The sequence below is a fragment of the Hyphomonas sp. genome (assembly GCF_041398465.1).
In the GTDB taxonomy this organism is placed as follows: domain Bacteria; phylum Pseudomonadota; class Alphaproteobacteria; order Caulobacterales; family Hyphomonadaceae; genus Hyphomonas.
In genome coordinates this window covers 251,998-275,597 of sequence record NZ_JAWKUS010000002.1, presented here as the reverse complement: position 1 = coordinate 275,597, position 23,600 = coordinate 251,998, and the positions used below count along the sequence as shown (strand labels likewise).

At 59.0% G+C, this 23,600-nt stretch carries 23 protein-coding genes; 12 read left to right on the top strand and 11 right to left on the bottom strand.

Features of this window, described 5'->3' with window-relative positions; genetic code table 11:
• Window positions 1-8: 8 nt before the first annotated feature.
• Genes R3C98_RS07990 through R3C98_RS07980 form a run of 3 tightly spaced genes read right to left on the bottom strand, consistent with a single transcriptional unit; the run spans window position 9 to window position 3,912 of the window.
• On the bottom strand, window positions 9-587 hold the full coding sequence (locus tag R3C98_RS07990) for an aminodeoxychorismate/anthranilate synthase component II (protein WP_371313589.1): 579 nt from the start codon (window positions 585-587) through the stop codon (window positions 9-11).
• A complete protein-coding gene (gene trpE, locus R3C98_RS07985; RefSeq protein ID WP_371313588.1) occupies window positions 584-2,011 on the bottom strand; it encodes an anthranilate synthase component I in 1,428 nt (475 codons plus the stop codon). Before trpE ends, R3C98_RS07990 begins: the two co-directional genes overlap by 4 nt.
• Window positions 2,008-3,912: a SurA N-terminal domain-containing protein gene (locus R3C98_RS07980; RefSeq protein ID WP_371313587.1), complete on the bottom strand. Its 1,905-nt coding sequence runs from the start codon at window positions 3,910-3,912 to the stop codon at window positions 2,008-2,010. The genes trpE and R3C98_RS07980 overlap by 4 nt, the downstream gene beginning before the upstream one ends.
• A 95-nt stretch (window positions 3,913-4,007) precedes the next feature.
• On the opposite strand from R3C98_RS07980, the gene tpiA reads away from it, so the two are divergent.
• The 3 genes from tpiA (at window position 4,008) to R3C98_RS07965 (ending at window position 7,006) form a co-directional block, all read left to right on the top strand.
• Window positions 4,008-4,751 carry a triose-phosphate isomerase gene (gene tpiA / locus R3C98_RS07975; protein ID WP_371313586.1) on the top strand — a complete coding sequence of 248 codons (744 nt, stop codon included), beginning with the start codon at window positions 4,008-4,010 and terminating at the stop codon, window positions 4,749-4,751.
• Window positions 4,752-4,837: 86 nt separating this feature from the next.
• A complete protein-coding gene (gene secG / locus R3C98_RS07970; protein ID WP_371313585.1) occupies window positions 4,838-5,305 on the top strand; it encodes a preprotein translocase subunit SecG in 468 nt (155 codons plus the stop codon).
• Between the two features lie 63 nt (window positions 5,306-5,368).
• Window positions 5,369-7,006, top strand: a complete 1,638-nt coding sequence (locus tag R3C98_RS07965) for a CTP synthase (RefSeq protein WP_371313584.1) — start codon at window positions 5,369-5,371, stop codon at window positions 7,004-7,006.
• Here the strand turns inward: R3C98_RS07965 and R3C98_RS07960 are convergent, their stop codons facing one another.
• Both R3C98_RS07960 and R3C98_RS07955 read right to left on the bottom strand, forming a co-directional pair.
• Window positions 7,007-8,233 (bottom strand): class I SAM-dependent methyltransferase, encoded by a 1,227-nt coding sequence (locus R3C98_RS07960; RefSeq protein ID WP_371313583.1) that lies wholly within the window; start codon window positions 8,231-8,233, stop codon window positions 7,007-7,009.
• 99 nt (window positions 8,234-8,332) lie between these two features.
• Window positions 8,333-9,769, bottom strand: a complete 1,437-nt coding sequence (locus R3C98_RS07955; RefSeq protein ID WP_371314022.1) for a deoxyribodipyrimidine photo-lyase — start codon at window positions 9,767-9,769, stop codon at window positions 8,333-8,335.
• A 194-nt stretch (window positions 9,770-9,963) separates the two neighbouring features.
• On the opposite strand from R3C98_RS07955, the gene rfaE2 reads away from it, so the two are divergent.
• Entirely contained in the window at window positions 9,964-11,433 is a 1,470-nt protein-coding gene (rfaE2, locus tag R3C98_RS07950; RefSeq protein ID WP_371313582.1) for a D-glycero-beta-D-manno-heptose 1-phosphate adenylyltransferase, read from the top strand.
• Window positions 11,426-11,608, top strand: coding sequence for a hypothetical protein (locus R3C98_RS07945; protein ID WP_371313581.1), 183 nt, complete (start codon window positions 11,426-11,428; stop codon window positions 11,606-11,608). The genes rfaE2 and R3C98_RS07945 overlap by 8 nt, the downstream gene beginning before the upstream one ends.
• Before the next feature lie 3 nt (window positions 11,609-11,611).
• Here the strand turns inward: R3C98_RS07945 and hspQ are convergent, their stop codons facing one another.
• The gene (hspQ, locus tag R3C98_RS07940; protein ID WP_371314021.1) at window positions 11,612-11,968 is read right to left on the bottom strand and encodes a heat shock protein HspQ; all 357 of its coding nucleotides are present in this window, start codon (window positions 11,966-11,968) and stop codon (window positions 11,612-11,614) included.
• A gap of 147 nt (window positions 11,969-12,115) precedes the next feature.
• On the opposite strand from hspQ, the gene R3C98_RS07935 reads away from it, so the two are divergent.
• The gene (locus tag R3C98_RS07935; RefSeq protein WP_371313580.1) at window positions 12,116-13,264 is read left to right on the top strand and encodes a Ppx/GppA phosphatase family protein; all 1,149 of its coding nucleotides are present in this window, start codon (window positions 12,116-12,118) and stop codon (window positions 13,262-13,264) included.
• Complete coding sequence (locus R3C98_RS07930) at window positions 13,261-13,965, top strand: RlmE family RNA methyltransferase (protein ID WP_371313579.1); 705 nt, start codon at window positions 13,261-13,263, stop codon at window positions 13,963-13,965. Before R3C98_RS07935 ends, R3C98_RS07930 begins: the two co-directional genes overlap by 4 nt.
• Window positions 13,966-13,982: 17 nt before the next feature.
• On the opposite strand, the gene R3C98_RS07925 is transcribed toward R3C98_RS07930, so the two are convergent.
• Window positions 13,983-15,074: a sulfotransferase gene (locus tag R3C98_RS07925; protein WP_371313578.1), complete on the bottom strand. Its 1,092-nt coding sequence runs from the start codon at window positions 15,072-15,074 to the stop codon at window positions 13,983-13,985.
• A gap of 96 nt (window positions 15,075-15,170) precedes the next feature.
• Entirely contained in the window at window positions 15,171-15,470 is a 300-nt protein-coding gene (locus R3C98_RS07920; protein ID WP_371313577.1) for a dodecin family protein, read from the bottom strand.
• Between the two features lie 142 nt (window positions 15,471-15,612).
• Between R3C98_RS07920 and R3C98_RS07915 the strand changes: the two genes are divergently transcribed.
• Window positions 15,613-16,020 (top strand): GFA family protein, encoded by a 408-nt coding sequence (locus R3C98_RS07915; protein WP_371313576.1) that lies wholly within the window; start codon window positions 15,613-15,615, stop codon window positions 16,018-16,020.
• Window positions 16,017-16,439, top strand: coding sequence for a hypothetical protein (locus R3C98_RS07910; RefSeq protein WP_371313575.1), 423 nt, complete (start codon window positions 16,017-16,019; stop codon window positions 16,437-16,439). Before R3C98_RS07915 ends, R3C98_RS07910 begins: the two co-directional genes overlap by 4 nt.
• 3 nt (window positions 16,440-16,442) lie before the next feature.
• Here R3C98_RS07910 and R3C98_RS07905 read toward each other — a convergent pair whose 3' ends face one another.
• Both R3C98_RS07905 and R3C98_RS07900 read right to left on the bottom strand, forming a co-directional pair.
• Window positions 16,443-17,612 (bottom strand): indoleamine 2,3-dioxygenase, encoded by a 1,170-nt coding sequence (locus R3C98_RS07905; protein WP_371313574.1) that lies wholly within the window; start codon window positions 17,610-17,612, stop codon window positions 16,443-16,445.
• Window positions 17,613-17,706: 94 nt separating this feature from the next.
• Entirely contained in the window at window positions 17,707-19,080 is a 1,374-nt protein-coding gene (locus R3C98_RS07900; RefSeq protein WP_371313573.1) for a serine hydrolase domain-containing protein, read from the bottom strand.
• Window positions 19,081-19,182: 102 nt separating this feature from the next.
• Here R3C98_RS07900 and guaB point away from each other — a divergent pair, with 102 nt between their 5' ends.
• From guaB to R3C98_RS07885, 3 genes are all read left to right on the top strand, one after another.
• The gene (guaB, locus tag R3C98_RS07895) at window positions 19,183-20,640 is read left to right on the top strand and encodes an IMP dehydrogenase (RefSeq protein ID WP_371313572.1); all 1,458 of its coding nucleotides are present in this window, start codon (window positions 19,183-19,185) and stop codon (window positions 20,638-20,640) included.
• A gap of 146 nt (window positions 20,641-20,786) precedes the next feature.
• The gene (locus tag R3C98_RS07890; protein ID WP_371313571.1) at window positions 20,787-22,244 is read left to right on the top strand and encodes an MFS transporter; all 1,458 of its coding nucleotides are present in this window, start codon (window positions 20,787-20,789) and stop codon (window positions 22,242-22,244) included.
• Window positions 22,245-22,304: 60 nt separating this feature from the next.
• Window positions 22,305-22,898, top strand: a complete 594-nt coding sequence (locus R3C98_RS07885; RefSeq protein WP_371313570.1) for a hypothetical protein — start codon at window positions 22,305-22,307, stop codon at window positions 22,896-22,898.
• A 51-nt stretch (window positions 22,899-22,949) separates the two neighbouring features.
• On the opposite strand, the gene R3C98_RS07880 is transcribed toward R3C98_RS07885, so the two are convergent.
• Window positions 22,950-23,567, bottom strand: a complete 618-nt coding sequence (locus R3C98_RS07880; RefSeq protein ID WP_371313569.1) for a GNAT family N-acetyltransferase — start codon at window positions 23,565-23,567, stop codon at window positions 22,950-22,952.
• Between the last annotated feature and the right edge of the window lie 33 nt (window positions 23,568-23,600).

Sequence of the window (23,600 nt, the reverse complement as noted above, 5' to 3'; positions counted from 1 at the left end):
GTGTTTCCTCACAACTTGTCGAGCCAGTTCTTTAGCAGCGCGTGTCCGTGCTCTGTCAGGATGCTTTCCGGGTGGAACTGGACACCGTAGACCGGGCGGGACTTGTGATGCAGGGCCATGATTTCACCGTCATCGGTGAAGGCATCGGCCACAAGGTCTTCCGGCAAGTCTTCCGGTTTCACCGCCAGAGAATGGTAGCGGACAACGCGGAATGTCTCAGGCAGGCCCTCGAACAGATCACCACCTGTCTGGTGAATGTCTGACAGCTTGCCGTGGCGGATTTCCCGCGCGGTGATCACTTTGCCGCCGAAAGCCTGACCGATGGACTGGTGTCCCAGGCATACGCCGAGAATGGGCAGATCATTTGGCGCGTTCCGAATCAGATCCACGCAGATTCCGGCCTCATTGGGCGTGCAGGGGCCAGGAGAGAGGAGAATTCCGTCCACCCCGCTGGCAAGCGCTTCTTCCACGGTCATCTCGTCATTGCGAACGACCGTTGTGTCAGCCCCCAACTCCTCCAGATAGTGGACGAGGTTCCAGGTGAAGCTGTCATAGTTGTCTATGACGAGGATTTTCTTCCGGCTCATTGGTCGAACTCGTAAGCTGCAGCCAGCTCGGCGGCGCGCTTCAGGGCGCCAGCCTTATGCTGGGTCTCGTCATATTCGTACTGGGGATCGGAATCGAGCACGACACCGCCGCCTGCCTGGATGTGAAGCTGGCCGTCTTTCAGGACCGCTGTACGCAGTGCGATGCATGTGTCGAGATCGCCATTCCAGCCAAAATAGCCGACTGCGCCGCCATAGATCTCACGTGAGTTCGTTTCCATCTCATCGATGATCTGCATGGCACGGATCTTCGGTGCACCAGAAACAGTGCCTGCTGGGAAGCCCGCGAAGAGGGCGTCCACGGCGTCTAGGCCATCGCGCAGATCGCCTTCAACATGGCTGACGATATGCATCACATGGCTGTAGCGCTCGACGATAAATTGTTCCGTAACCTGAACACTTCCATAGGCCGCGACACGGCCCACATCATTGCGTCCGAGGTCGAGCAACATTAGATGTTCCGCGATTTCCTTCGGATCGTTCAACAGGCTTTCCGCCCGTTTTGCATCTTCTACGGGGTCACCTGAGCGGGGGCGGGTGCCTGCGATCGGCCGGATCGCGACACGTCCGTTCCGCACGCGCACCAGAATTTCGGGGCTGGACCCAACAAGTCTAACATCCCCCAAGTTCATGTGGAACATGAATGCGGAAGGATTCAGACGGCGAAGCGCGCGATAGAAGCTGATCGATTTCTTGGTGAACGGCGTGGAAAAACGCTGGCTTGGCACGACCTGGAAGATGTCGCCGGCCTTGATGTATTCACGACATTTATCGACGATGTTGAAATAGCGTTCCTTGCTCGTATTTGAGGTCAGGTCTACCGGCTCGGCTGCTTGATCTGCAGGAGGCAGAACGGGAAGGGATTGGAGCTGTTGTTCAATCTCGTCCAGTTGCCGGTTGATCTCGTCTTCATTGCCATTCTCGATCCGACCGATCAGGAGCAGTTCCTGATAAATGTGGTCAAACACGATCACGACTTTCGGGATCACCAGGAGTACTTCAGGTACGTTGAGTGCAGCAGGTTTGGTGATTGAAACAGGCTCGACGTGCTGGATCATGTCGTACCCGACGTAGCCAAACGCGCCAGATGCCATCGGCGGCAAATCCTCGTCTGTGTCGGCCCGTGCCGACGAGACGAAAGCCCTTAGTGCCTCAACCGGCGTGCCGTCGATACGTTTCGCATCGGAGAAGTCGGATGAGGTTGCTGTCTCCGGAACGCCATTCAGAATCCGGAACCAAACTTGCGGCGCACCGCCGATAAAAGAGAAGCGTCCAAGACGTTCCCCGCCGGCGATTGATTCAAACAGGAAGCTGCCGGGTGCATCGACACCCAGCTTCAACATGGCGCCTACGGGCGTTTCGACATCCCCGATGCGCCGGCGAACGATCAGCTTGGCCTGGCTCATTGGTCTGTCGTGATCGACGCTTTGTAGGCGTTGTAAGCTGCGTTGTTGACCCGGAGTTTCACCGCACCGGCCATTTCGGACTCCATGGCTTCGGCCAGGTCGGAATCCAGGGACGAGATCAGCGCGCTCGATGCGTTTGGAGCCGCCGCGGCCAGGTCAGCCGCAGACGGATCGTTTACAGCCTTGAGCTGTACGATCATGTACTTGTCGCCTGTGCGGTTCGGGTAGGTGAAGACTTCGCCTGTTTTGCCGGAAAAGATGCCACCGATTGCAGAATTCGGCAGTCCGCTGTCTTCAGCATTCATCCGGGTGACCGACGATGGTGGCGTCTCGATTTCGGAGCTCACCGCACGGGCCTCTGCTTCGAGCGAAGATTCTCCACTTTCAATCCTGCCCTTGATCGCCTTGACCGCAGTCTGTGCGGCTTCTCCTCCATTGCGCATGATCAGCGCCTGACGCACGTCATCTTTGACTTCGTCAAACTCCGGTGTGGAAGGCGGGACGATCTTTCGGGTGGAGACGACGTAAGTCGCGTCATCCTTGGTATACTGGTTCGACGTGTCGTCGACATTCATGCTGAAAGCCTGATTGAAGGCGTCACCTGCATCGAGCAGGCCGATCATTGGCAGGCCGTCCTCTGTGTACCCATTCTGATCAACCGGTTCGAAGGAAATGACCGGAACGCCGAGTTCTCCGGCGATCTGGTTCAGGTCGAAGCCTGCATTGATCGACCGGTCGAGTGCTTCGAGCTTGTCGTAGAGGAGCAGTGTTGCGCGTTCACGTGCGAGGCCCGTGCGGATTTCCTCAGACACAGTTTCAATCGGGAAGACAGCGCCGGGCTGGATCGAAACGAGCCGGGCAATCAGCCACCGGCCGTCGCCCATATCTTTCGGTCCGAAAAGTGCGCCACTTTGCTTGCCGGGACCGAACATCGCATCGCGCAGTAGCGGGTCATTGACATCGTCGGCCAGGGAGGTCTTGGATTCTCTGGAAACAACGCCCTGCAAAGTCGAGGGGTCGTCTCCGCCAGCCAGTGCGCCGAAAGCATCCCGGGCGGCATCGCGGGAATCGAACATCAATTCGACATAGGTCCGCTGTTCGGGCTCAGAGTAGCGCTCCGATTTACCTGCCTCGTAGATCGTCGCGATTTCCTGCTCCGTCACTTCAACCTGGCTCAGGAAATCGTCGGCGGACACTTTCACGAGGTCGATCGCACGGCGTTCGGGCTGTTTCAGGGCGTCGAGATTTTCATTGTAGAATGCCAACACTTCTTCTTCGGTCGGGGCGGCTGGTTCCGGCACATCAGTCCCGTCCAGGATGAACCAGGCGACATCGCGGGATTCAGCGAGATACCGGGACTGGACCGCTTTGAGGACGTCTGGTGGCATCAGGCCTGCGAAAGTGCCGGTCTGGAGCGCCTGAAGGGTCAGGTCGCTTTTGACCTGATCTTCGTACTCTGTCTGGGAAAACCGGTTTTGCGCCAGAACGCGCTGATAGGTCGCGAGATCAAGCTCGCCTGTCAGCGGGTTTTTAAAGGCATCCTGTTTGCGAAGTTCCGCCAAAACGGCGTCCGTCGAGGGGACGACGCCGATCTTCGAGGCGAATCCGAGAAGAGTCGTCTGAGATTGTTCAAGCTGGAAAATCTGATCCACCATACCGCGCTCGACAGCCTGGTCCTTGGTGATCGGATTGTCGTTTTGCTGGTTTACATTCCGCAGCATCACTTCAATTCGCCGATCGAATGCTTCGACTGTTACGGAAGACTTTCCCGCTGCCATGAGGTCAGATCCAAGTCCGTTGCGGACCTGGTTGAAGATCTGGTCCACGCCCCAGAACGCCATGCCAGCAATGATGATCATGGCAATGAACTTGCCAAGAATCGATTGGGTCAGGCGTTTCATCAGCGCGAGCATGAGGCTAGTACTTTCAACTATTTGCAGGATGGCTCAGTGCTTGCTAGGCGACCCGGCAAAGTCAATCAAGATAGGTAACGCTGATGGCACGGACACTTATTGCCGGGAACTGGAAGATGAACGGGCTTCGCGCCTCGTTGGTTGAAATCGTCGCGATCGCTGGTGGCGTCACACCGGCCAAGGAAAATGTGGAGGCATTGATCTGCGTTCCGGCCACACTTTTGATGCAGGCCGCCGACCAGGCAAGAGAGTCGGATCTCAAGATCGGCGGCGAAACCTGCCATCCCAATGAAAAGGGTGCCCATACAGGCGATGTTTCCGCGGAAATGCTGGCTGATGCCGGGGCTTCCTACGTAATTGTAGGACATTCCGAGCGCCGCGCAGATCACGGTGAAACGAACGAAATCGTTGCTTCGCAAGCTGCCGCCGCGCTTCGTGCCGGTATTACGCCGATTATTTGTATCGGTGAAACAGCTGCAGAGCGAGACAGCGGCGAAGCGATTGATGTCGTTACCAACATGCTTCGCGCCTCACTTCCGGCCAATACCCCAGCAGAATCGATCGTCGTTGCCTATGAGCCTGTCTGGGCCATTGGGACGGGAAATGTCGCCACTGTCGAGGCGGTTGAAGAAATGCACAATGCCCTGCGCTGCTGCCTGACAGACGTTTACGGAGCGGAAGCAGATCTCATTCCAATCCTCTATGGCGGCAGCATGAAACCGGACAATGCAGGTGATTTGCTGGCGGTTAAAAACGTCAATGGCGGCCTGATTGGCGGTGCGAGCTTGAAGGCGGCGGACTTCCTCGCCATCTACGCAAAAGCCTGATTTGCCATTCTGACTGAAGGCGGCACTTGGCCTGCGCGCGCATTCCCTATATGCGGGCGCCTTGGACGAAACGTATCGGATTTGTCATGCAGAACGTTATCCTCGTGATCCACATCCTGGCCTGCCTGGTCATGATCGGGCTTGTGCTGGTTCAGAAGTCGGAAGGCGGCGGTCTTGGGATCGGCGGCGGCGGTGGCGGTACGAACTCGCTTCTGTCGGGCCGCGGCGCGGCTGGCGCTGTGGTGCGTTCGACAATCATTTTCGGGGCGATCTTCTTCATCACCAGTCTCGCGCTGACCACACTCGCCAATCGCGAAGGCGACAACCGGTCGGATATCGAGCGCGTGCTGGCACCGGAAGACTCTGCACCTGCGCCGGGCACCCCGACAGACCTGTTCGATCCTTCAGCACCTTTGCTGTCTGGTCAGGCCGGTCTGTCGGATGCAAGCGTGGCTGCACCTGAAAGCGCTGCAGATGCAACGGAAGGTGAGGGGGAAGCCGCGGCTGAGCCGGAACCGGAAGTCACCGCACCTGAAAGTGGCAATCCCCAATAATTCGCGTGCGCCTATGATTTAGGTGCGCCAGTCAAAACCGAATCACGGCATCAGGGTGTTCCCATGATCCGCTATATTTTCATTACAGGCGGCGTGGTGTCCTCCCTTGGCAAGGGTATCGCTTCCGCCGCACTCGGTGCGTTGCTGCAGTCTCGTGGCTACGGCGTCCGACTTCGAAAGCTCGACCCCTATCTGAACGTCGATCCAGGCACGATGAGCCCCCGCCAGCATGGCGAGGTGTTCGTGACAGATGACGGCGCTGAAACGGATCTGGACCTCGGTCACTATGAACGCTTCACAGGCGTTTCGGCCCGCCAGTCGGACAACATCACGACCGGGCGGATCTACAAGCATATTATCGAGAAAGAGCGCCGGGGCGATTATCTCGGCGCAACCATTCAGGTCATTCCGCACGTCACCAATGAAATCAAGGACTTCGTCCTCTCCGATCCGGGTGAGGGCGTTGACTTCGTGCTTTGCGAGATCGGCGGCACGGTGGGTGACATCGAAGGCCTCCCGTTTTTCGAGGCCATTCGCCAGCTTGGGCAGGAGCTGGGCCCGGATCGCGCCTGCTTCATCCACCTGACGCTGCTGCCTTATATCCCGGCGGCCGGCGAAATGAAGACCAAGCCGACACAGCATTCGGTGAAGGAACTCCGCTCGATCGGTATCCAGCCGCAAGTCTTGCTGTGCCGCTGCGACCGGCCGATCCCGGAGAACGAGAAGGGCAAGATCGCCAGCTTCTGTAACGTCCGCCCATCCAGCGTGATTGAGGCGCGTGACGTCCGGCATATCTATGACGTACCGGAAGCCTATCACGAGCAGGGGTTGGACAAGGAAGTGCTTGCGCATTTCCGGATCGACGATGCGCCTGAGCCGGACCTGTCTGGCTGGCAGAAGATCGCGACGACCATCCACAATCCGGATGGCGAGGTCTGCATCGGCCTCGTCGGCAAATACACTGATGTGCCGGACGCTTATAAGTCTGTCGCGGAAGCGCTCAGCCATGGCGGCCTCGCAAACAACGTAAAAGTCTCGGTGAAGCTCATCAATTCCGAGGAGTTCGATGACGAGCATCGTCCGCTAGACATACTGGAAGGCGTTCACGGCATCATTCTGCCGGGCGGTTTCGGCGAACGTGGTGCCCACGGAAAAATGCGCGCGGCGCGCTTTGCCCGGGAACGCAAGGTGCCGTGCTTCGGCATCTGCTACGGCATGCAAATGTCAGTTATCGAGGCTGCACGCCACATGGCAGGCATCGAAGATGCCAATACGACCGAGAACAATCCTTCGACACCGAACCCGCTCGTCGGCCTGATGGAGGAGTGGACCCAGGGCAACGAAAAGCAGGTCCGCACCGCGGAGAGTGACAAGGGCGGCACTATGCGCCTCGGCGCTTATCCGGCTCGCCTCAAAGAAGGCAGCAAGGTCGCTGAGATCTACGGCACGCTCGACATCTCCGAACGCCACCGTCACCGGTACGAAGTCAACGCGGCCTATATCGACGCGCTCGAAAAGGCTGGCGGTCTTTTTTCCGGCATGTCACCGGACGGCACGCTTCCGGAAATCTTCGAGATTCCAGACCATCCCTGGTTTATCGGCGTCCAGTACCACCCGGAACTGAAATCCCGTCCGTTCCAGCCGCATCCGTTGTTCGCGAGCTTTATCGATGCGGCCGTGAAGCAGAGCCGTCTGGTCTGATCAGGCTTTCGACAACTGGAACTGGCCGACATTGATCCGGCCGCCTTCAAACCCTGCCTCACAATAGGCTAGGTAGAAGTTCCACATGCGCCGGAACGGTTCGTCGAAGCCGAGATTTGCGATCTGGTCCCAGGCATTATTGAATGAGCGGGACCATTCGCGGCAGGTGCGGGCATAGTCCTGCCCGAAATAAGTCACGCCATCATGGCGAAGGCCCGCAAGCTGGAATTGCTCTTTCAGCGCTTTCTCGCTTGGAAGCATACCGCCCGGGAAAATATGCCGCTGGATGAAATCGACACGCTTTCGGTAGCGGGGAAATAAATCGTCATCGATGGTGATGATCTGCAATGCAGCTTTGCCGCTGTCTTTCAAGGTTTCGAAGATCTTGGAGAAGTAGCTTGGCCAATAGGATTCACCGACGGCTTCGAACATTTCGATGGAGGCAACCCCGTCGTACTTTCCGGTATGGTCACGATAGTCTTCGAGACGGATTTCAACACGCTCATTGAGGCCCTCCCGCTGCATCCGTTCCATGGCATAGTCGCGTTGGGACGGGGAGATCGTCAGGCAGGTCACTTTTGATCCACGCTGCTTTGCGGCGAACTCCGCGAAGCCGCCCCAGCCGCAGCCGATTTCGAGAAGCTCGCTCGACGGACCTGCGCCGATCCGATCACAGATGTTCCGGTATTTCGCCTGCTGGCCTTGCTCCATGTTCATGTTTGGATTTTCGAAGACGGCAGAAGAATACGTCATGGAGGGGTCGAGCCAGAGGCCGTAAAAATCATTCCCGAGGTCGTAATGCGCCTCTATGTTCTTTTTGGCGCCTTCGCGTGTGTTCCTGCTGGAAAAGACATGGCGGACCATGTTCGCCCAGCGCACAATGGTGCCGCCGACGGCCAGCCGGCCCGCTGCCTCGAAATTCGCGGAGAAGAAACGGAGGACTTCGGTCAGGTCGGGCGTAGACCAATCGCCATCCATATAGGCTTCAGCGAAACCGACATCCCCGCCAGCCATGGCGCGCTTGACAAAATTATAATCGTGTACGGAGACAATGGCGTAAGGGCCTGGCTGGTTGTTCCGGAACACGAGCTGCCGGTCATCCGGAAGTCTGAACTCCAGTGTTCCATGCTGTGTATTCAGGAGCGCGAGACAGGCAATCCTGAAACTCGCCGGAACGTTTTTCAGCGTCCGGATCGAGTTGGGCGAAGCGGTTATCGTCCCAGTCATGGTCTCTCCCTCTGGCCACAGGGAACTCGGCCCAGTTTGCCAGAATGAGGCATTGAATCCAACTGTTTCCGGAAAATCCTGCTTCATCGCAATTCTGACCTAAGCGTTTGCACGTTGAGATTTTAAGGTTTCGTAGGCGCCCAGAGCGCGTTCCCGGGCGGCCTTGTGCTCAACAATCGGCTCTGGATAATTCTCGCCAAGCCGGACGTTCGCTTTTGACAGGGCTTGCTTGTCCGCCGTCCAGGGAGCGTGAAGGTACTTGTCCGGAAGATCGGAAATTTCTGGCACCCATTGGCGCACATAGGAGCCGTTCGCATCGAATTTCTCGCCCTGTGTGATCGGGTTGAACACGCGGAAATAAGGCGCTGCATCGGCGCCCGATCCGGCGGTCCACTGCCAGCTGGCGGGGTTGGAGGCTGGGTCAGCATCCACCAGCGTGTCCCAGAACCACGCTTCGCCATCTCGCCAGTGCAGCAAAAGGTGCTTGGTCAGGAAGGAGGCGACGATCATCCGGACACGGTTATGCATCCAGCCAGTCGCCCACAACTGTCTCATGCCGGCGTCCACGATCGGGTACCCCGTCCGACCGGTCTGCCAGGCTTTCAGCGCTGACTTGTCGGTGCGCCAAGGCATGTGGTTGAAATCGGAATTGTAGTTGGCGTCGGCGAAATCCGGCCGGTTATAGAGCAGGACATAAGAGAATTCGCGCCAGGCAATTTCGGAAAGGAATTTCCAGCCGCTGTCTTCGCTGACCCGGCCAGATTCCATCGCTGCTCGTGTCGCGCGCCAGATCTGAGCCGGTCCTATTTCTCCAAATCGCAGATGCGGTGACAGGCCGGATGTGCCGTCCTCCTTACCCGGAATATCGCGTTCGCTCGGATAGGCGTCGACCGGTCCATCCAGAAATGCCTTCAGGCGGTCGTGTGCACCGGTTTCACCTGGTTGCCACATTGCATCAAACCCCGTCGACCAATCGGGACTTTTGGGATGCAGGCTCAGCTCATCGATCCCAAGCGTGTCGGGCGTCGGTCCGGAGAGGTTCTCCGGCCGGGGCAGGGCGGCAGGTGCTTCGTAACAGCCGCGCAGAGCCTTCCAGAATGGTGTAAACACCTTGTAGAATCCACCCGAACCGGTTTTCAGCACCCATGGCTCCACCAGCAGGCGGGCGTTGAAGCTCTGCGCATCAGTGCCCCGGTCCTTGAGGCGGGATTTCACTGTCGCATCGGTTTCGCGCTCTACCGCACCATAACGCCGATTCCAGTAAACGGCATTGGCGCCGGTTTCTTCGATCACCGCGTCCAGGCAGGCGCTGCCATCGCCTGCCCGGACGGTCAGCTGTCCACCCAGCTTTTCAATATCGCGCGACAGCGCTTTCAGGGATTTGTCGAGCCACCACCTGGAGGCCCCGCCCAGGGCGCGTTCTCCATTCCTGCCATCCATATGGATGTACAGGCAGATGACCGGGCGCCCTTGCCTGGCTGCTGCGTGAAGCGCCGGATTATCGGAAAGGCGAAGGTCCTCCCGGAACCAGACGATTATAGGGGCAGATGAGGCGGGCAGGGCAATCTTCCTGATGAGTGCAGTTTCAAATGGAATACGTACCGCTGTACCGTTTGGATGCCTCCTGCATGCGGCTTCGCCTTTTACGTGTCCCCGCCAGCGGCTATATCCTTTGAAAAACCGGAGTAGAGCATGTTCGATTCCCTTTTGACCGGGATGGCGCGCGGCTGATGGCGCGTGCATCCCTCATAGACCTGATCGCCAAGGCGGCCGGGCGGAAAATCGTCTGTATCGGCGATGTCATGCTTGATCGCTTCGTTTATGGGGACGTTTCCCGCATTTCACCTGAGGCGCCGGTACCGATCATGCGCCGCACGCGTGAGGCGTCTATGCCGGGTGGAGCAGGGAACGTTGCGCGTAACCTCGCTTCACTCGGCCTCCATACCGCTCTGATCGGCGTAGTCGGCGATGACGCCGAAGGCCGCGAACTTGCATCCCTTCTGGGAAAGCTGCCGAATGTCGAAGCGGACCTCATCGCCATGCGCGGACGCCCGACGACACTGAAAACGCGCTTCGTCGCAGGTTCTCAGCAATTGCTGCGTGTCGATGCGGAAGAGGTGGCAGGTATAGGCCAGGACGTGGAAAGCGAACTCGTCTCCGCGATCCATCAGGTCGCAGCGGAAGCTTCCCTCATAATCCTGTCCGATTATGCCAAAGGCGCCATGTCGGATGGTGTGATCAAGGCCGCGCTGGATGCGGGTAAGGCATTCGACATTCCAGTGATTGCCGATCCGAAGGGGCGGGACTTCAGTCGTTACGGCGCAGTCGACCTGATCAAGCCGAACGGCCACGAACTCGCGCATGCATTCGGCATGCCCACCGAAACCGATCAGGAGGCCGCTGCTGCGCTGGAAGCTGCAGCGCGCGCATTGCCAGCCAGGGCGGTAGTCGTGACCCGGGCAGCGAAAGGCATGTCTTTCATCTCGAAGGAAGGCGAAGTCACTCACAAGGCCGGGAAAGCACGTGAAGTCTATGACGTGTCAGGCGCCGGCGATACGTCCATCGCCGCGCTGGCACTGGGTCTTGCAGGCGGCGGAACACTTGGCCAGGCAGTCGATCTCGCAATCGCTGCGTCCGGTATTGCCGTCGGCAAATCCGGTACTGCGACTGTTTCTGCCGACGAATTGCGTGGCGCTCTCGAAATGGGTCTGGACCATGGCGGCGTCAGTCATATCCCGCTGGAAACAGCGCTATCCCAGATCTCGATCTGGCGCGATGCCGGCCTGACTGTCGGCTTCACCAATGGCTGTTTCGACATCCTTCATCCCGGACACCTCAAAGTTCTCGAAGAAGCGAAGAGCCGCTGCGGCCGACTGGTCGTCGGATTGAACTCAGATGCTTCGGTTAAGCGCCTCAAGGGACCGACACGCCCAGTCAATGATGCGGAATCCCGCGCGCGCGTCCTGTCGGGACTTACCGCTGTGGATGCGGTGGTCGTGTTCGACGAAGACACGCCCGCAGCGCTGATCGAGGCCTTGCAGCCGGACCTTCTTGTCAAAGGCGGAGACTACACGCTCGACACGATTGTCGGAGCAGATGTAGTGCTCGCGCGCGGCGGTACGGTGCATATCGTGCCGACGCTCGACGGGCAGTCCACAACGGCGGCAATTGCACGAGCCAAGGCCAACACGCATGAGTGAACCCGCCCGGATCGCGGCGCAGCTCTTCGCCCAGTATGGTGAGGATGCGGCGGTGATCGCAACGCTGCGTGCTGCTGAAGTTGCGGCGCAGGGCGATACGAACGCGCTCGAGCATTGGGATCAAGTTATCCACATTCTCGAAAATGGTGGCCGGGCCGACGGGTCAACGAACTGACGCCTAGTTGGCGACACCCTTTTTCAGCTCATACGTGCCGCGGGACGTGACATTGAACCATTCGTGGATGTCTGGATGGCTGAGCGGCTGGGCCGAGTCATCCGGCACAAGGTTCTGTTCGGAGACGTAGGCGATGTAGTGCGTACGCTCATTCTCGGCGAACAGGTGATAGAAGGGCTGGTCCTTGCGGGGGCGCACCTCTTCCGGAATGGCCTCGTACCACTCATCTGTATTCGCAAATTGCGGATCCACATCGAAGATGATTCCGCGGAACGGGAAGTGCCGGTGGCGGACAACTTGGCCGATCTGGTATTTTGCCGTGAACGTGGAAACGGCATTGTAGCTGACATTCCGGTCCACCGGACGGTCCAGCACATAGGGAGTATCGGCGGACGGCGTGCGCTTGCGGCTGCGTCCCCCGATCAACCATCCAAACAGGCCACGTCTACTGGTCATTTACGTCTCCTGTGGTAGAGATTGCCCCAAGAATTCAGTTTGGGCCACATCATGGCAGACAAAAAAGCGGCGAACCACCGGGGAAACCGGCGCAGTTCGCGCAAAGGGCGCAAAGGACCGCTTTACGCGGCCGTTGACCTTGGAACCAACAATTGCCGCCTGCTCGTGGCGGAGCCGTGGGGGAAGTCCTTCCGCGTCGTTGATTCGCATTCGCAGATCGCGCGTCTTGGGGAGGGGCTCCACGAAACGGGGCGTCTGTCGGACGCGGCCATCGAGCGTGCGCTGGACGCGCTGAAGGCCATCCGCCGCAAGCTCAAGAACCACGGTGTCGGCCGGGTTCGCTGCATCGCAACCGAAGCCTGCCGCCAGGCCGAAAACGGGCCGGACTTCATCCGCCGCGTCCATGAGGAAACGGGCCTCACCTTCAAGATCATCAACGCAAAGGAAGAGGCGCGTCTGGCTACCATTGGCTGTCATGACCTGATGGCTGAAGATGCGAAGACGGTTCTGGTCGTCGACATCGGCGGCGGGTCGACGGAACTTTCCTGGGTGAATGCGAAAGTAGCTCGCGAAGGCGGGTCGCATGGCCTGGTAAAGCGCGCTCCTATCCAGGACTGGACCAGCCTGCCGCTCGGCGTTGTTACCCTTCACGAGCGGTTCGGGCATCTGCCGGAGGAAGAAGCGTTTCCTGCGATGCTGGATCATTGCGGCGAAGTGATCCGTGCCTGGAAGGGGACCGAACGCGTCAGCCGGGCGATGGGCCAGGATGGTTCTCACCTGATTGGCACTTCCGGCACGGTGACTTGTCTCGCAGGCGTGCATTTGAAACTCGACCGCTATCGGCGCGACAAGGTCGATGGCAGCTGGATGAGCCGGGATGAGGCAGACGCGGCTGTGAAACTGCTTCGCGATCTTGGGCTCGAAGGGCGTGCCACGCTGCCAACGATCGGAGAAGAGCGGGCCAGCCTGATGCTGTCGGGTTGTGCGATCATGCAATCCATCTGGGATGCTTTCCCCGGAGACCGCCTCCGCGTCGGTGACAGGGGGCTGCGGGAAGGTCTGTTGCTGTCCATGATGTATGGTGGCAAGGGCCCTAGAAAGCACGGCAACCGCCGCCGGTCCGGTAAGCCCAAGGAATCCGAAACGGCATCCGGGACGCCGAAAGATAATAACAGCCCCTCAGCAGAGGTGTCCCCATGACGGATGACGAAAAGCGCCGCTGGAAAGGCCCTTCCGACAAACGCGGTACGTCCGGACGGCGGATGGGAGAGCGCAAGATCATCGCGCATCGCGCCAAGAACGAAAGCTCAAAGCGCTGGATCGAACGCCAGCTGCAGGATCCGTATGTCCAGAAGGCCAAATCCGAAGGCTATCGCGCCCGCGCAGCGTACAAGCTGCTGGAGATCGACGATAAGCTGAACCTGTTCCACCGTGGGCAACGCGTGGTCGACCTTGGTTGCGCGCCCGGAGGCTGGATGCAGGTTGCCCAGATTAAGGGCGCGAGCGAGATCGCAGGCATCGATCTCCTGCCGGTCGAACCTTTAGCTGGTGTCCACATCGTGCAGGGCGATATCAACAATCCGGATGATGTGGCGGAGCTGATGAAAGGGCTGACCGGCGCACCGGATCTTGTGTTGTCCGATATGGCCGCGAACACCACCGGCCACAGGCAAACGGACCATTTGCGAACTGTGGCACTGGTCGAGATGGCTGCAGCCTTTGCAGTTGAACATCTCGCGAGAGGTGGGACCTTTTGTTCAAAAGTTTTCCAGGGCGGCGCAACGAAGGAAGTGCTGGACTTGCTGAAGGCGAACTTCACCAGCGTGAAGCACATCAAGCCGCCTGCCAGCCGATCCGGTAGCCCGGAAATATTCGTCGTTGCCAAAGGCTTTAAAGGATAGGGCGGAATGATGTTCGGTCAGCCTGTCCTGAATCTTCTCTCACCGATCGGATGGGCACTGTTCTGGAAATACCCGTTGTCAGGGAACAGTTCCTGACAGACAGATCGTATGCAGTCTATTTCGAACGGCGTAAGGCGGGAAGTCCAGTCATTCAGGCGCTCTTTCACCGTCAGGCTTTCACGCCCGATATTGGTCACCGGACTTGCTGTGACATTGGACTGGATATTCACAGATGAAATCTGTAGCCGGTTCAGGATAGCGGCGCCTTCGCTGACGATATCTTCATAGCTCACAAATTGCGCCCGGTTGGACCGGATGCTCTGCTGTGCGGCGCGTTCGCTGAGGCTCCACAACGCAGCCATCCGGTGTGCGGGCGACTGGTCAAACCTGAGCAGGGTTTCCGCGCGTTCGTATTCCACTGTTCCTTTGGTGAAGTCCTGCAAGCTGTAATTCTGATCCAGCCGGACATCCTGAATACTCCAGGACCAGTCGGTTTCCTTGAAGCTGGCATAGACAGCTGCCGGGTGTCTGCGGATGTGGATAATCGGGAGCGTACGGTTGCGGGCTATCTCATCCAGCACGAATCCCAGCTGAGTGGACTTGACCATCAGGCTTTTGGACCAGACCGGAGAGTGCGCACTTCGAAGGAAATGGGTGTAGCCATGCGTCCCCACGCCTTTCAGGGCGAGATACAGCGTCATCCGGTCCCGTGGAGTGAGACAGTTCGCCGACAGAGGCATGTAGACGTTTCGGCTCGCTTCCGAGACCGTATGGCTCAGTTGGTCCCATTTGTGGCCCGCCGCCGGGGAAAAAGGTTCAAAAAGGGATTTTGCATTCAGTGCATCGACCAGAGTCTGTTGCAGCCAGGTCGTGCCGCTCCGCCAGAAACCGTTGATCAGCAGTTTGTTTCTGAGATTTGCTGAGCTGACGTAGTCAATCAGCGCAATAGAAGAGAGTTTTAGACGACCGAGGCCCCGCACGCTTTTCAACCTGCTTCCAAAATAGACACGAATTGCCCAAACAACTGGCAATTCCCAGGCCATACTAAGCTTGAACGAGAGGAACTCACCCTTTTTGTTGAGGCATTCACCTGATGAAGTTTCGGCCAATTACGCTGTTGAACTACACAAGCGATGGTAAGCTGGCGGGGTATCCAGATATGGCACACACTACGCCACGAGACCGAATTCAATTATAATGAGAAATTACAGGCGGGTTTCAATCGTGTGATGATTGCGCGGCCGCCGCACTCCACCGCAGGCACGGTGGAAGTAAAAGTCGTCTGTCGCTCTGTTTTTGCTAGTGTTTTCGAACCCAAGGTTCAGGGTTACCTGATAGTGGGTCACATGCCCCTTCGAGATGAAGCCTCGTGCAGTGACAACGTCGAACCAATCAGGCTCACCATAGCCATCCCGTGCTACAGAAAGCGCCCGGCTAATCGCATCATCTACGGATACGTCTGAGGTTCCGGTGATTTGTCGGCAGAATGAGCTGGCAGCAGACATACGAGCAGGCTTTCCCGTTCTTTCGCTACAACTCCCTCCACTGAACCTATACGCAAGGTCCGCATTTGGTTCCAATTAACTGGCGCTTGCGCCGTGACACCTGACGTTTCACAATGATGGCAACACATCGGGAGGAAGATACATGACCACGACTGGCGGATGTTACTGCGGCGAAATCCGGTATGAAGCAGACGGCGAACCCGTGATGAAGGGCGAATGCCACTGCCGGGAATGCCAGTACATCACCGGCGGCCAGGCGAATGACTTCATGGCCATGCCCGCCGCGGGGTTCCGCTACACAAAGGGCGAACCAAAGAAGTTCAAACGCGGCGACCTCGATCATGCGGTCACGCGAGAATTTTGCGGCAATTGCGGCACGCACATCCTGACCCGCTCTCCGGCGCTACCGGACGCGGTCATCCTCAAAGTCGGGTCACTCGACGATACAAGCATCTTCGGCCAGCCTCAGGTGGTTATGCAGACTGCCGATGCGCCAAGCTTCCATCACCTTCCCGAGGGCATCCCGTCTTTTGAACGGTTTCCTGGATGAAGCCCGAGCGACTGGTTCTTATCGGGGCGGCGATCGCAGCGGTCGCCGCCTGCAGCGCTCTACGTGACTATCACGCCGCCAATCCTGACTTTGGCAGCTCTCTGCCTCCTTATGAGCGCATCCAGTTCGCATCACAGTTCGCGACACCCGCGGAACGTGCCCGGTGCGAAGCGGTGGGAGGTGTTGTTCAGCGGGCAGGGCGGCTCGGCTGGCAGCAATGCATTCAGACGTTTGCGGATGCGGGCGAGGCTTGTTCCGATAGTGCCGATTGTATTGGTAGCTGCCTGTTGGCCGGTGATGCGGGCTCGGTTGAGCCTGGCACGCCTGTGCAAGGGGTCTGTCAGACCGACGACTCCCCCTTCGGATGCTACACATCCGTCGAGAACGGAAGGGCGGGTCTCTCGATCTGCATCGATTGAGATCTAGACGGCCAACAAGTGCGCCTCGGCCTCATCCCGGTGTTTCTTGAGGTATTTCATGAACGGAGTTCCGCCGGTACCGACATCCGGATCGTTTCCGGCACTATGGCTTGCCTGCTTGTTGATATAGCTCGCCGCATATTCGAGATGGCGGGTCCGGAAACGCGCGAGTTTCGAGACATTGTCGTTGTAGAGTTTTTTCAGATCTGCATCGCCGCTGTTTTCAACAAAATCTCGGACCCGGCTCGCCGAGCGAAGATCTTCAACGAACCGCCTGTGAGCGGGCGGACGGTAAGCATGCAGTTCGTCCAGGAAGCTGCGTAGCGGATCGGCGGCATGTCCGACACTCAGCAACGCATCCATGGCCGGCACAATGGAAGACTGCGAACCCGTCTGTCCACGGAAGGCTTGTGGGGCGCCGCCGGTTTCTTCAACGCCTTCATAGATCAGGCCATCGCCCAGAGCAGGATTGTCCTTCCAGCCGTGAATCCACGGCCGGACCCGGTGGAAGTAGCAATAGGGGTCACATCGTTCGGGCATCTGGTCGAAGATCGCATTGATGTCGTCCCAGGCTTCAGACATCACCGACAGGCAACGTTTCGCCTCGGCAAAATTTGAATCGTCGGCAGCCCCGATCAAGTTTGGCGCTTCGTCCAGCATTTCGCCGGCACGGGCTTCAATGGCGACATGGATGAGGATGAACCATGCCTCGTCCATGCCGCCGTCGAAGTGCTGGAGGATACGCACATTCGACAAATCGATGGGCCCGGTCGAATCTATCAGGGTCCAGTTCTCGAGCGCGTAAGAGGAGTAGGGCAGCAGGGGCGGCTGTCCGAGGCTCTTGCCGAGCTGCCAAATCGGCACCGCAAGGCAGGCAGGCAGCGCGCGCGGAGCTTCAAGCTCACCCCAGACATAGGTCTGCACCATAAAGGAATAGTGCAGCATGGCGATCCGCTGTTCAGCCTCGCTCGCTGTCGCACAGAATTCTTCCAGATCGATCTGGGGCAGGCGCTCCAGCAAGGTGCGAACCCTGCCGGTGCAGATCATCTGCGGAATCGACAGCGCCATTTCCCGGGCCACATCAAGGTAAGGGGGTAATTCCACCGCTCCTGGATCAAATGACGCAAGAAACCCCCGCTCACGGGACATCCCGTAGTCCGACAACCTCAACATGCGCTCCTCCCAGAGCAATTAATTTCTTTTGTAACTAATTCTCTATGGGAGGTTTGCGTGATGGGTCAATGCCGGCGATCAGATGGGCGGACTGTCACTCGAACGTGTCTCCCTCCACCACAGGATTGGAGGGAAAATAGTCGGTGAACAGGGCGTGGTAGACATCCGTCATCGCGGTTTTCCGCGGCATCACCGGATAGGGCGACAGGTTCTGAGACATGCCGATGAAGATGATGTCGTGATACGGGTCGATCCAGAACCAGGTGCCGGTTCCGCCATCCCAGAAATAAGTGCCCTCCGGCGCGCCAAGGCCCGACCGGATTGTATTTTTGACCACAGCGACACCGTAACCAAAGCCGGTCCCCCTGAACGGCTCATGGATCGGAAAGCCGGTTTCCGGATGTGTGAATTCTGTGGCGCTTGTGCGGAGCAGGCGAACCGATTCCGGGCTCAGAAGGGTCTGTCCTTCAAACGTGCCCTCTTGGAGCAACATCTTGGCGAAAATTTCGTAGTCTGAGATGGTCGAGACCAGGCCATGGCCTCCAGAGTCTCGGGGAATCTGATCCGCATCCATCGCCTGATGCGGTCCTTCAACGGGGGTCAGGGGCTGTCCGGGCGCCCAGGCAGTGAGATCGGCTAACCGCCAGCGTTGGGCCTCTGTAACCGAGAACCCTGTATCGACCATGCCCAGCGGATCGAAGATGCGGCGTTTCATGAATGCGCCCAAACGCTCGCCTGAAATGCGCTCGATGATGATGCCTTGAAGATCCGATGCGGCGGAATCGGACCAGGCAGTGCCGGGCTGGTACATCAGCGGCACTTCGGCGATACGTTTCACATATTCATCGCCCGTCGGGGCGTCATCGACGTCCCGCTGAAGGAATACCTGATTGGCGTAGTTTGTCCGGCCGCCGCCATATGCAAAGCCGGCTGTATGGGTCAGTAATTCCCGCATGGTGGGCGCACGATTAGCGGGTCGCAGCCCTCCGCCGCCACCAGCTTCGAAGGAGCGGGTCACCTTCAGGTTTTCCAGTTCCGGCAGAAAACGGGTGATGGGATCGTCCAGGCTGAATTTGCCTTCCTCCATCAACATCAGCAGGGACACTGCCGTGACGACCTTGGTCAGCGAATCGACGCGGTAGATCGTGTGTTCATCAAGCGGATCAGACCCGCCCAGCGTGCGGGTACCGAAGTAGCCGGTCCGCACCCATTCGCCGTCCTTGATCAGGGCGTAAGCAAGGTTCGCGACTTTCCCGGTCTGTACATAGTTCTGCATATCCTCATCGAGGCGCTGCATGACCGGTTCGTAGAATGACTCGCTGGCGGGAGGTTTTCCACGTGCCGGAATTTCAAGATTGGCTGTGTCGTTCGAAGAACCGGGCGAGGCGGGCGTTTCCACTCCGCAAGACGCAAGGAACAGCGTCAATGCGAGAGGAAATGCGGCCTTCGCCAGCGGGCTCTTTGTCACGAAACTCTTCCCCCGAAACTCAGTCTCCCTGCATTAGAGACAGGCTACCCCCTTTTCAAGACCGCGCGACTCCCTTATTGGGCCGAAAAGGGAGCTCCCCACATGAAAATCCGACAAGCGATCACCTTTGACGACGTGCTTCTCCAGCCCGGCGCGAGCGAGGTCCTTCCCGCCGACGTCAACGTCTCAACCTTCCTCACAAAGACCATCCCCCTGAACATTCCGCTGATCTCGGCGGCCATGGACACGGTGACCGAGGCCCGCCTCGCCATTGCCATGGCGCAGGCCGGCGGTATCGGGGTTATCCACCGTAACCTCTCGGTCGACGAGCAGGCCGGTGAAGTCGCCATGGTCAAGAAATACGAGAGCGGCGTCGTGATGAACCCCATCACCATCGCGCCGACCGCAACGCTGGGCGAACTTAACGAGCTCAAGAAGCGCACCGGTTTCTCCGGCATTCCGGTGGTGGAAGACAATGGCAAAGTCGTCGGCATCATCACGAACCGCGACACGCGCTTTGCTGAAGACATGAACGAGAAGGTCGCCAACCTGATGACGCGCGACGTCGTCACGGTGGAGATGGAGACCCCGTCGGAAGAGGCTCGTCGCCTGCTGCACAAGCACCGGATCGAACGTCTTGTTATCGTCGACAAGGACAGCAAGTGCCTCGGTCTCCTGACCGTGAAGGACATGGACAAGGCCGCTGTGAACCCGAATGCCGCGAAAGACGCAGCCGGCCGCCTGCGCGTCGCTGCCGCCTCCACGGTCGGCGATGCTGGCTATGAGCGAACTGCGGCCCTGATCGAAGCGGGTGCTGATGCTGTCATCATCGACACGGCACATGGCCACTCCAAGGCTGTGGCCGAGGCCGTGCTCCGCGCCAAGAAAATCTCGAACGCCGTCCAGATCATCGCGGGCAACGTCGCCACCGCCGAAGCCACCAAGGCGCTGATCGATGCAGGCGCAGACGCCGTGAAAGTCGGTATCGGCCCGGGCTCCATCTGCACCACGCGCATCGTCGCTGGCGTTGGCGTGCCCCAGCTGACCGCCATTGAGGCCTGCGCCAATGCAGCTCAGTCGTCCGGTGTGCCTGTCATCGCTGACGGCGGGATCAAGTTCTCGGGCGACTTCGCAAAGGCGCTGGCCGCCGGTGCAGCCACCGCGATGATGGGTTCCATGTTCGCTGGCACCGAAGAGTCGCCGGGCGAGGTGTTCCTCTACCAGGGCCGCTCCTACAAGGCCTATCGCGGAATGGGTAGCCTCGGCGCCATGGCCCGCGGCTCGGCTGACCGCTACTTCCAGAAGGACGCCGCCGCCGACAAGCTCGTGCCGGAAGGCATTGAAGGCCAGGTGCCGTTCAAGGGCCCACTCGCCCCGATCATCCACCAGATGGTGGGCGGCCTGCGCGCCGCGATGGGCTATGTCGGTGCCAAGGATATCGACGAGCTGCACAAGAAGGCCGAGTTCGTCCAGATCACCGGCGCGGGCCTGCAGGAAAGCCACGTCCACGACGTCCAGATGACCCGTGAAAGCCCGAACTACTCGCTCTCGCGCGGGTAAGGCGCTCTCCAGAAACGCTGGACCACAGCGCCGTCATTCCCCATAGTCTTTCAAAAAAGACTATCAGGGGACGGAAACTCGATGGACGCATTTCTGCTGCGCCGAACCATCGGCACTGCGCTGACACACACCCGAATGGGTGGCCGATGACGGTGACCAGCCCGGCCGCCCCGCCAAAACTAGGATTTGCCACCCGCTTTTTCTACGGCTTCGGATCCATCGCCTATGGCGTCAAGGACATCGCGTTCAGGACGTACCTGCTCTGGTATTACAACTACATCATCGGCGCGCCGCCGGCGCTCGTCTCTGCGGCGATCATGGTCGCGCTGGTCTTCGACGCGATTTCGGATCCGATCGTTGGCCAGATTTCCGACCAGCTCCGCACGCGTTGGGGCAGGCGGCATCCGTTGATGTATGCGTCGGCCATTCCGGCCTCACTGTCCTTCATCCTGCTCTGGTTCCCGCCACCGGGCCTCGAGGGCGGCGCGCTCTTCGTCTATCTCGTTGTGTTGGCCACCGCAGTGCGAACCTTCATCACGCTTTATGAAATCCCGAGTTCCGCGCTCGCGCCCGAACTTGCGCCTGGCTATGACGACCGTACGGCAATCGCCAGCTATCGTTATTTCTTTGGCTATCTGGGCGGCATCGGGCTTTCATTCGTTACGCTGTTCTACTTCATGCGTCCGACCGAGGCGTATCCGATTGGCCAGCTGAACCCCGAAGCCTATCTCGCCTTCGGCCTGTTCGGCGGCGGCCTGATGTTCTTTTCCGTCGTGGCATCGACCGCAGGTACGCACAACAGGATCAAATATCTTCGCCTTCAGCCGAACAGCGACGAACGGAAAAGCGCATTCCAGACCCTGGCAATGATGGCGCGGACGTTTTCCAACCGGAACTTCCTTGCGATCCTCAGCTTCGGTATTTTGAAATACTCGGCAATCGGCGTGACATCCGCATTGGCGCTGTATTTCGGCACATTCTTCTGGGGCTTCAACAATACCCAACTGGCGCTCCTGTCGCTTGAATACATCGTTGCTGCAAGCCTCGGGCTGGCTTTCGCGCCTATGGCGTCCCGTCTGATGGGCAAGCGCAATGCCGCCTTCGTACTGGCCGTGCTCGCCGTAGTGATGGGCGCGTTGCCCTTTATCCTGCGTCTCAATGGACTGTTCTTTGAGAACGGCGATCCGCGCCTTCTTCCAGCCGTTTTCGCAATCGGCGCCGTGTACTCATTGTGCGGCGTGTCCTCAGCCATTCTTGTCCACGCGATGATTGGCGATGTCGTCGACGACAGCAGCCTGCGCACCGGGCGGCGCGCCGAAGGTCTGTTTTATTCAGCAAACAGTTTCATGCAGAAGAGTGTTTCTGGCATCGGCGTTTTCGCCGCCGGATTGTTGCTTTCCTTCGTCGGCTTCCCCGAAAAGGCGAGGCCGGGCGAGGTGCCGCAGGACGTGATCAACACGCTGGCGATCTGGTACATTCCGATCCTGATGGCATTGTATATCGGCGGCGCCAGCTTCCTGTATTTCTACCGGCTCGGCCGAGCAGACCACGACGCCAATCTCGAAGCGATCCGCCAGCAAGAGGTTGGATCGGCGGGCGAGTGACGAGGTCAACTAATCCACCACCCAATCCAACCGGATACGACCGCGCGATAATTTCCGCGTATGGCCTCGGATTTCATCTCTTTCACCCTTCAGCAGCTCCGCATCAGCCTGGCGGAAGCCACTTATGATGCCGGGCTGACCCAGAGCCCTGATACCGTTCCGCGCATCGCAGCGCGCCGGTTCCGGACGCATGTGAAACAACTGGCGATCATCCTCCGCCGTCTGATCATGTTGATGGCACTTGGCCTGACACTGGATCCGGTGAAGGTGCGCGAACGGAAAGCCGCAGAATGCGAAGGCGAGCCCGTCGTCACCAAAGCCCAGATCCCATTCAGCATTGCGCTGAGCGGCCAGACACAATTCTACACCCCGGACGGCCCCGGTTTTCCGGAAGGCGGGCCGGGCGCGACCGGGCCTGTGGCGGTTGCCAGCCTCATGCGCCGGTTTGAGGCGCTCGCCCGCATCCTGCGTCATCCGGAAAAGTATGCCCTGCGTGTCGCCCGCGTCATGGAACGCCGCCGCCGGGCAGGGGCGCCGCGTCCGCTCTGCGCGCCCATCCCGACTTATCGCCTGAAACCCGAACTGGGCGCCGCGGCGGCTGGGCTGCCCATGTTGCTGTCGGAGGCCTTCAATCGGTGGAATGACAGCAGCTGATCCCACCCCTTATCCAAAATTAATTCGCCGGACGGGCAGGGCCCGCGCCGGTTAGTTGTGCTGGGCGTCACGCGGTTCGCGCCACATCGCTTCCATCGGTGGGCTGCCGGGGCCCACTTCGAACAATTGCATCCGCTCGAAGCCGTGACTCCGGTAGAAGCCGGTATTCTGCGGGTTCGAGTTTTCGAGGTAACAGGGCAGGCGGGCCTTGTCGGCGGCGGCCTTCATTGGTGCCATCATCAGCTTGCCAAGCCCTTTGCCCCGCGCCGCCTTTCGCGTGCCGATGGTGAAGAGATAGAGGTGTTTTTCTTTCGGATGATGCGCGTCCATTTCCTTGCCGGCTTTCAGGGCACGAAAAACCGACCCTTGAGACCCTTTCAGCAAAAGTGTCGGCAACAAGCGTAAAGTCGGGCCCAGGCCGAGTTCCCGCCGGTTCTGAGACTCGATCCACATCGTCGCGCCGCCATCCCCGGCCAGGTGGCAGATGCCGTATTTGAGGTAGATCGCCTGTGCCAGCAGGGAAAAAGTTGGTCGCAAGGCCCGCGTGCGGCCAAAGATCCAGAGGTTCACCGGATCGGTCTCGAAGGCTTCGCCCGTGATGTCTCCGATCTGGCGCCAGTCAGCGTCGCCGGCCTGCCTCAGCCCCTCCGGGAGGTGTATCTCCAGCATCTTCCGCCCTTTCCGGTTCCATTATGTTTTTTG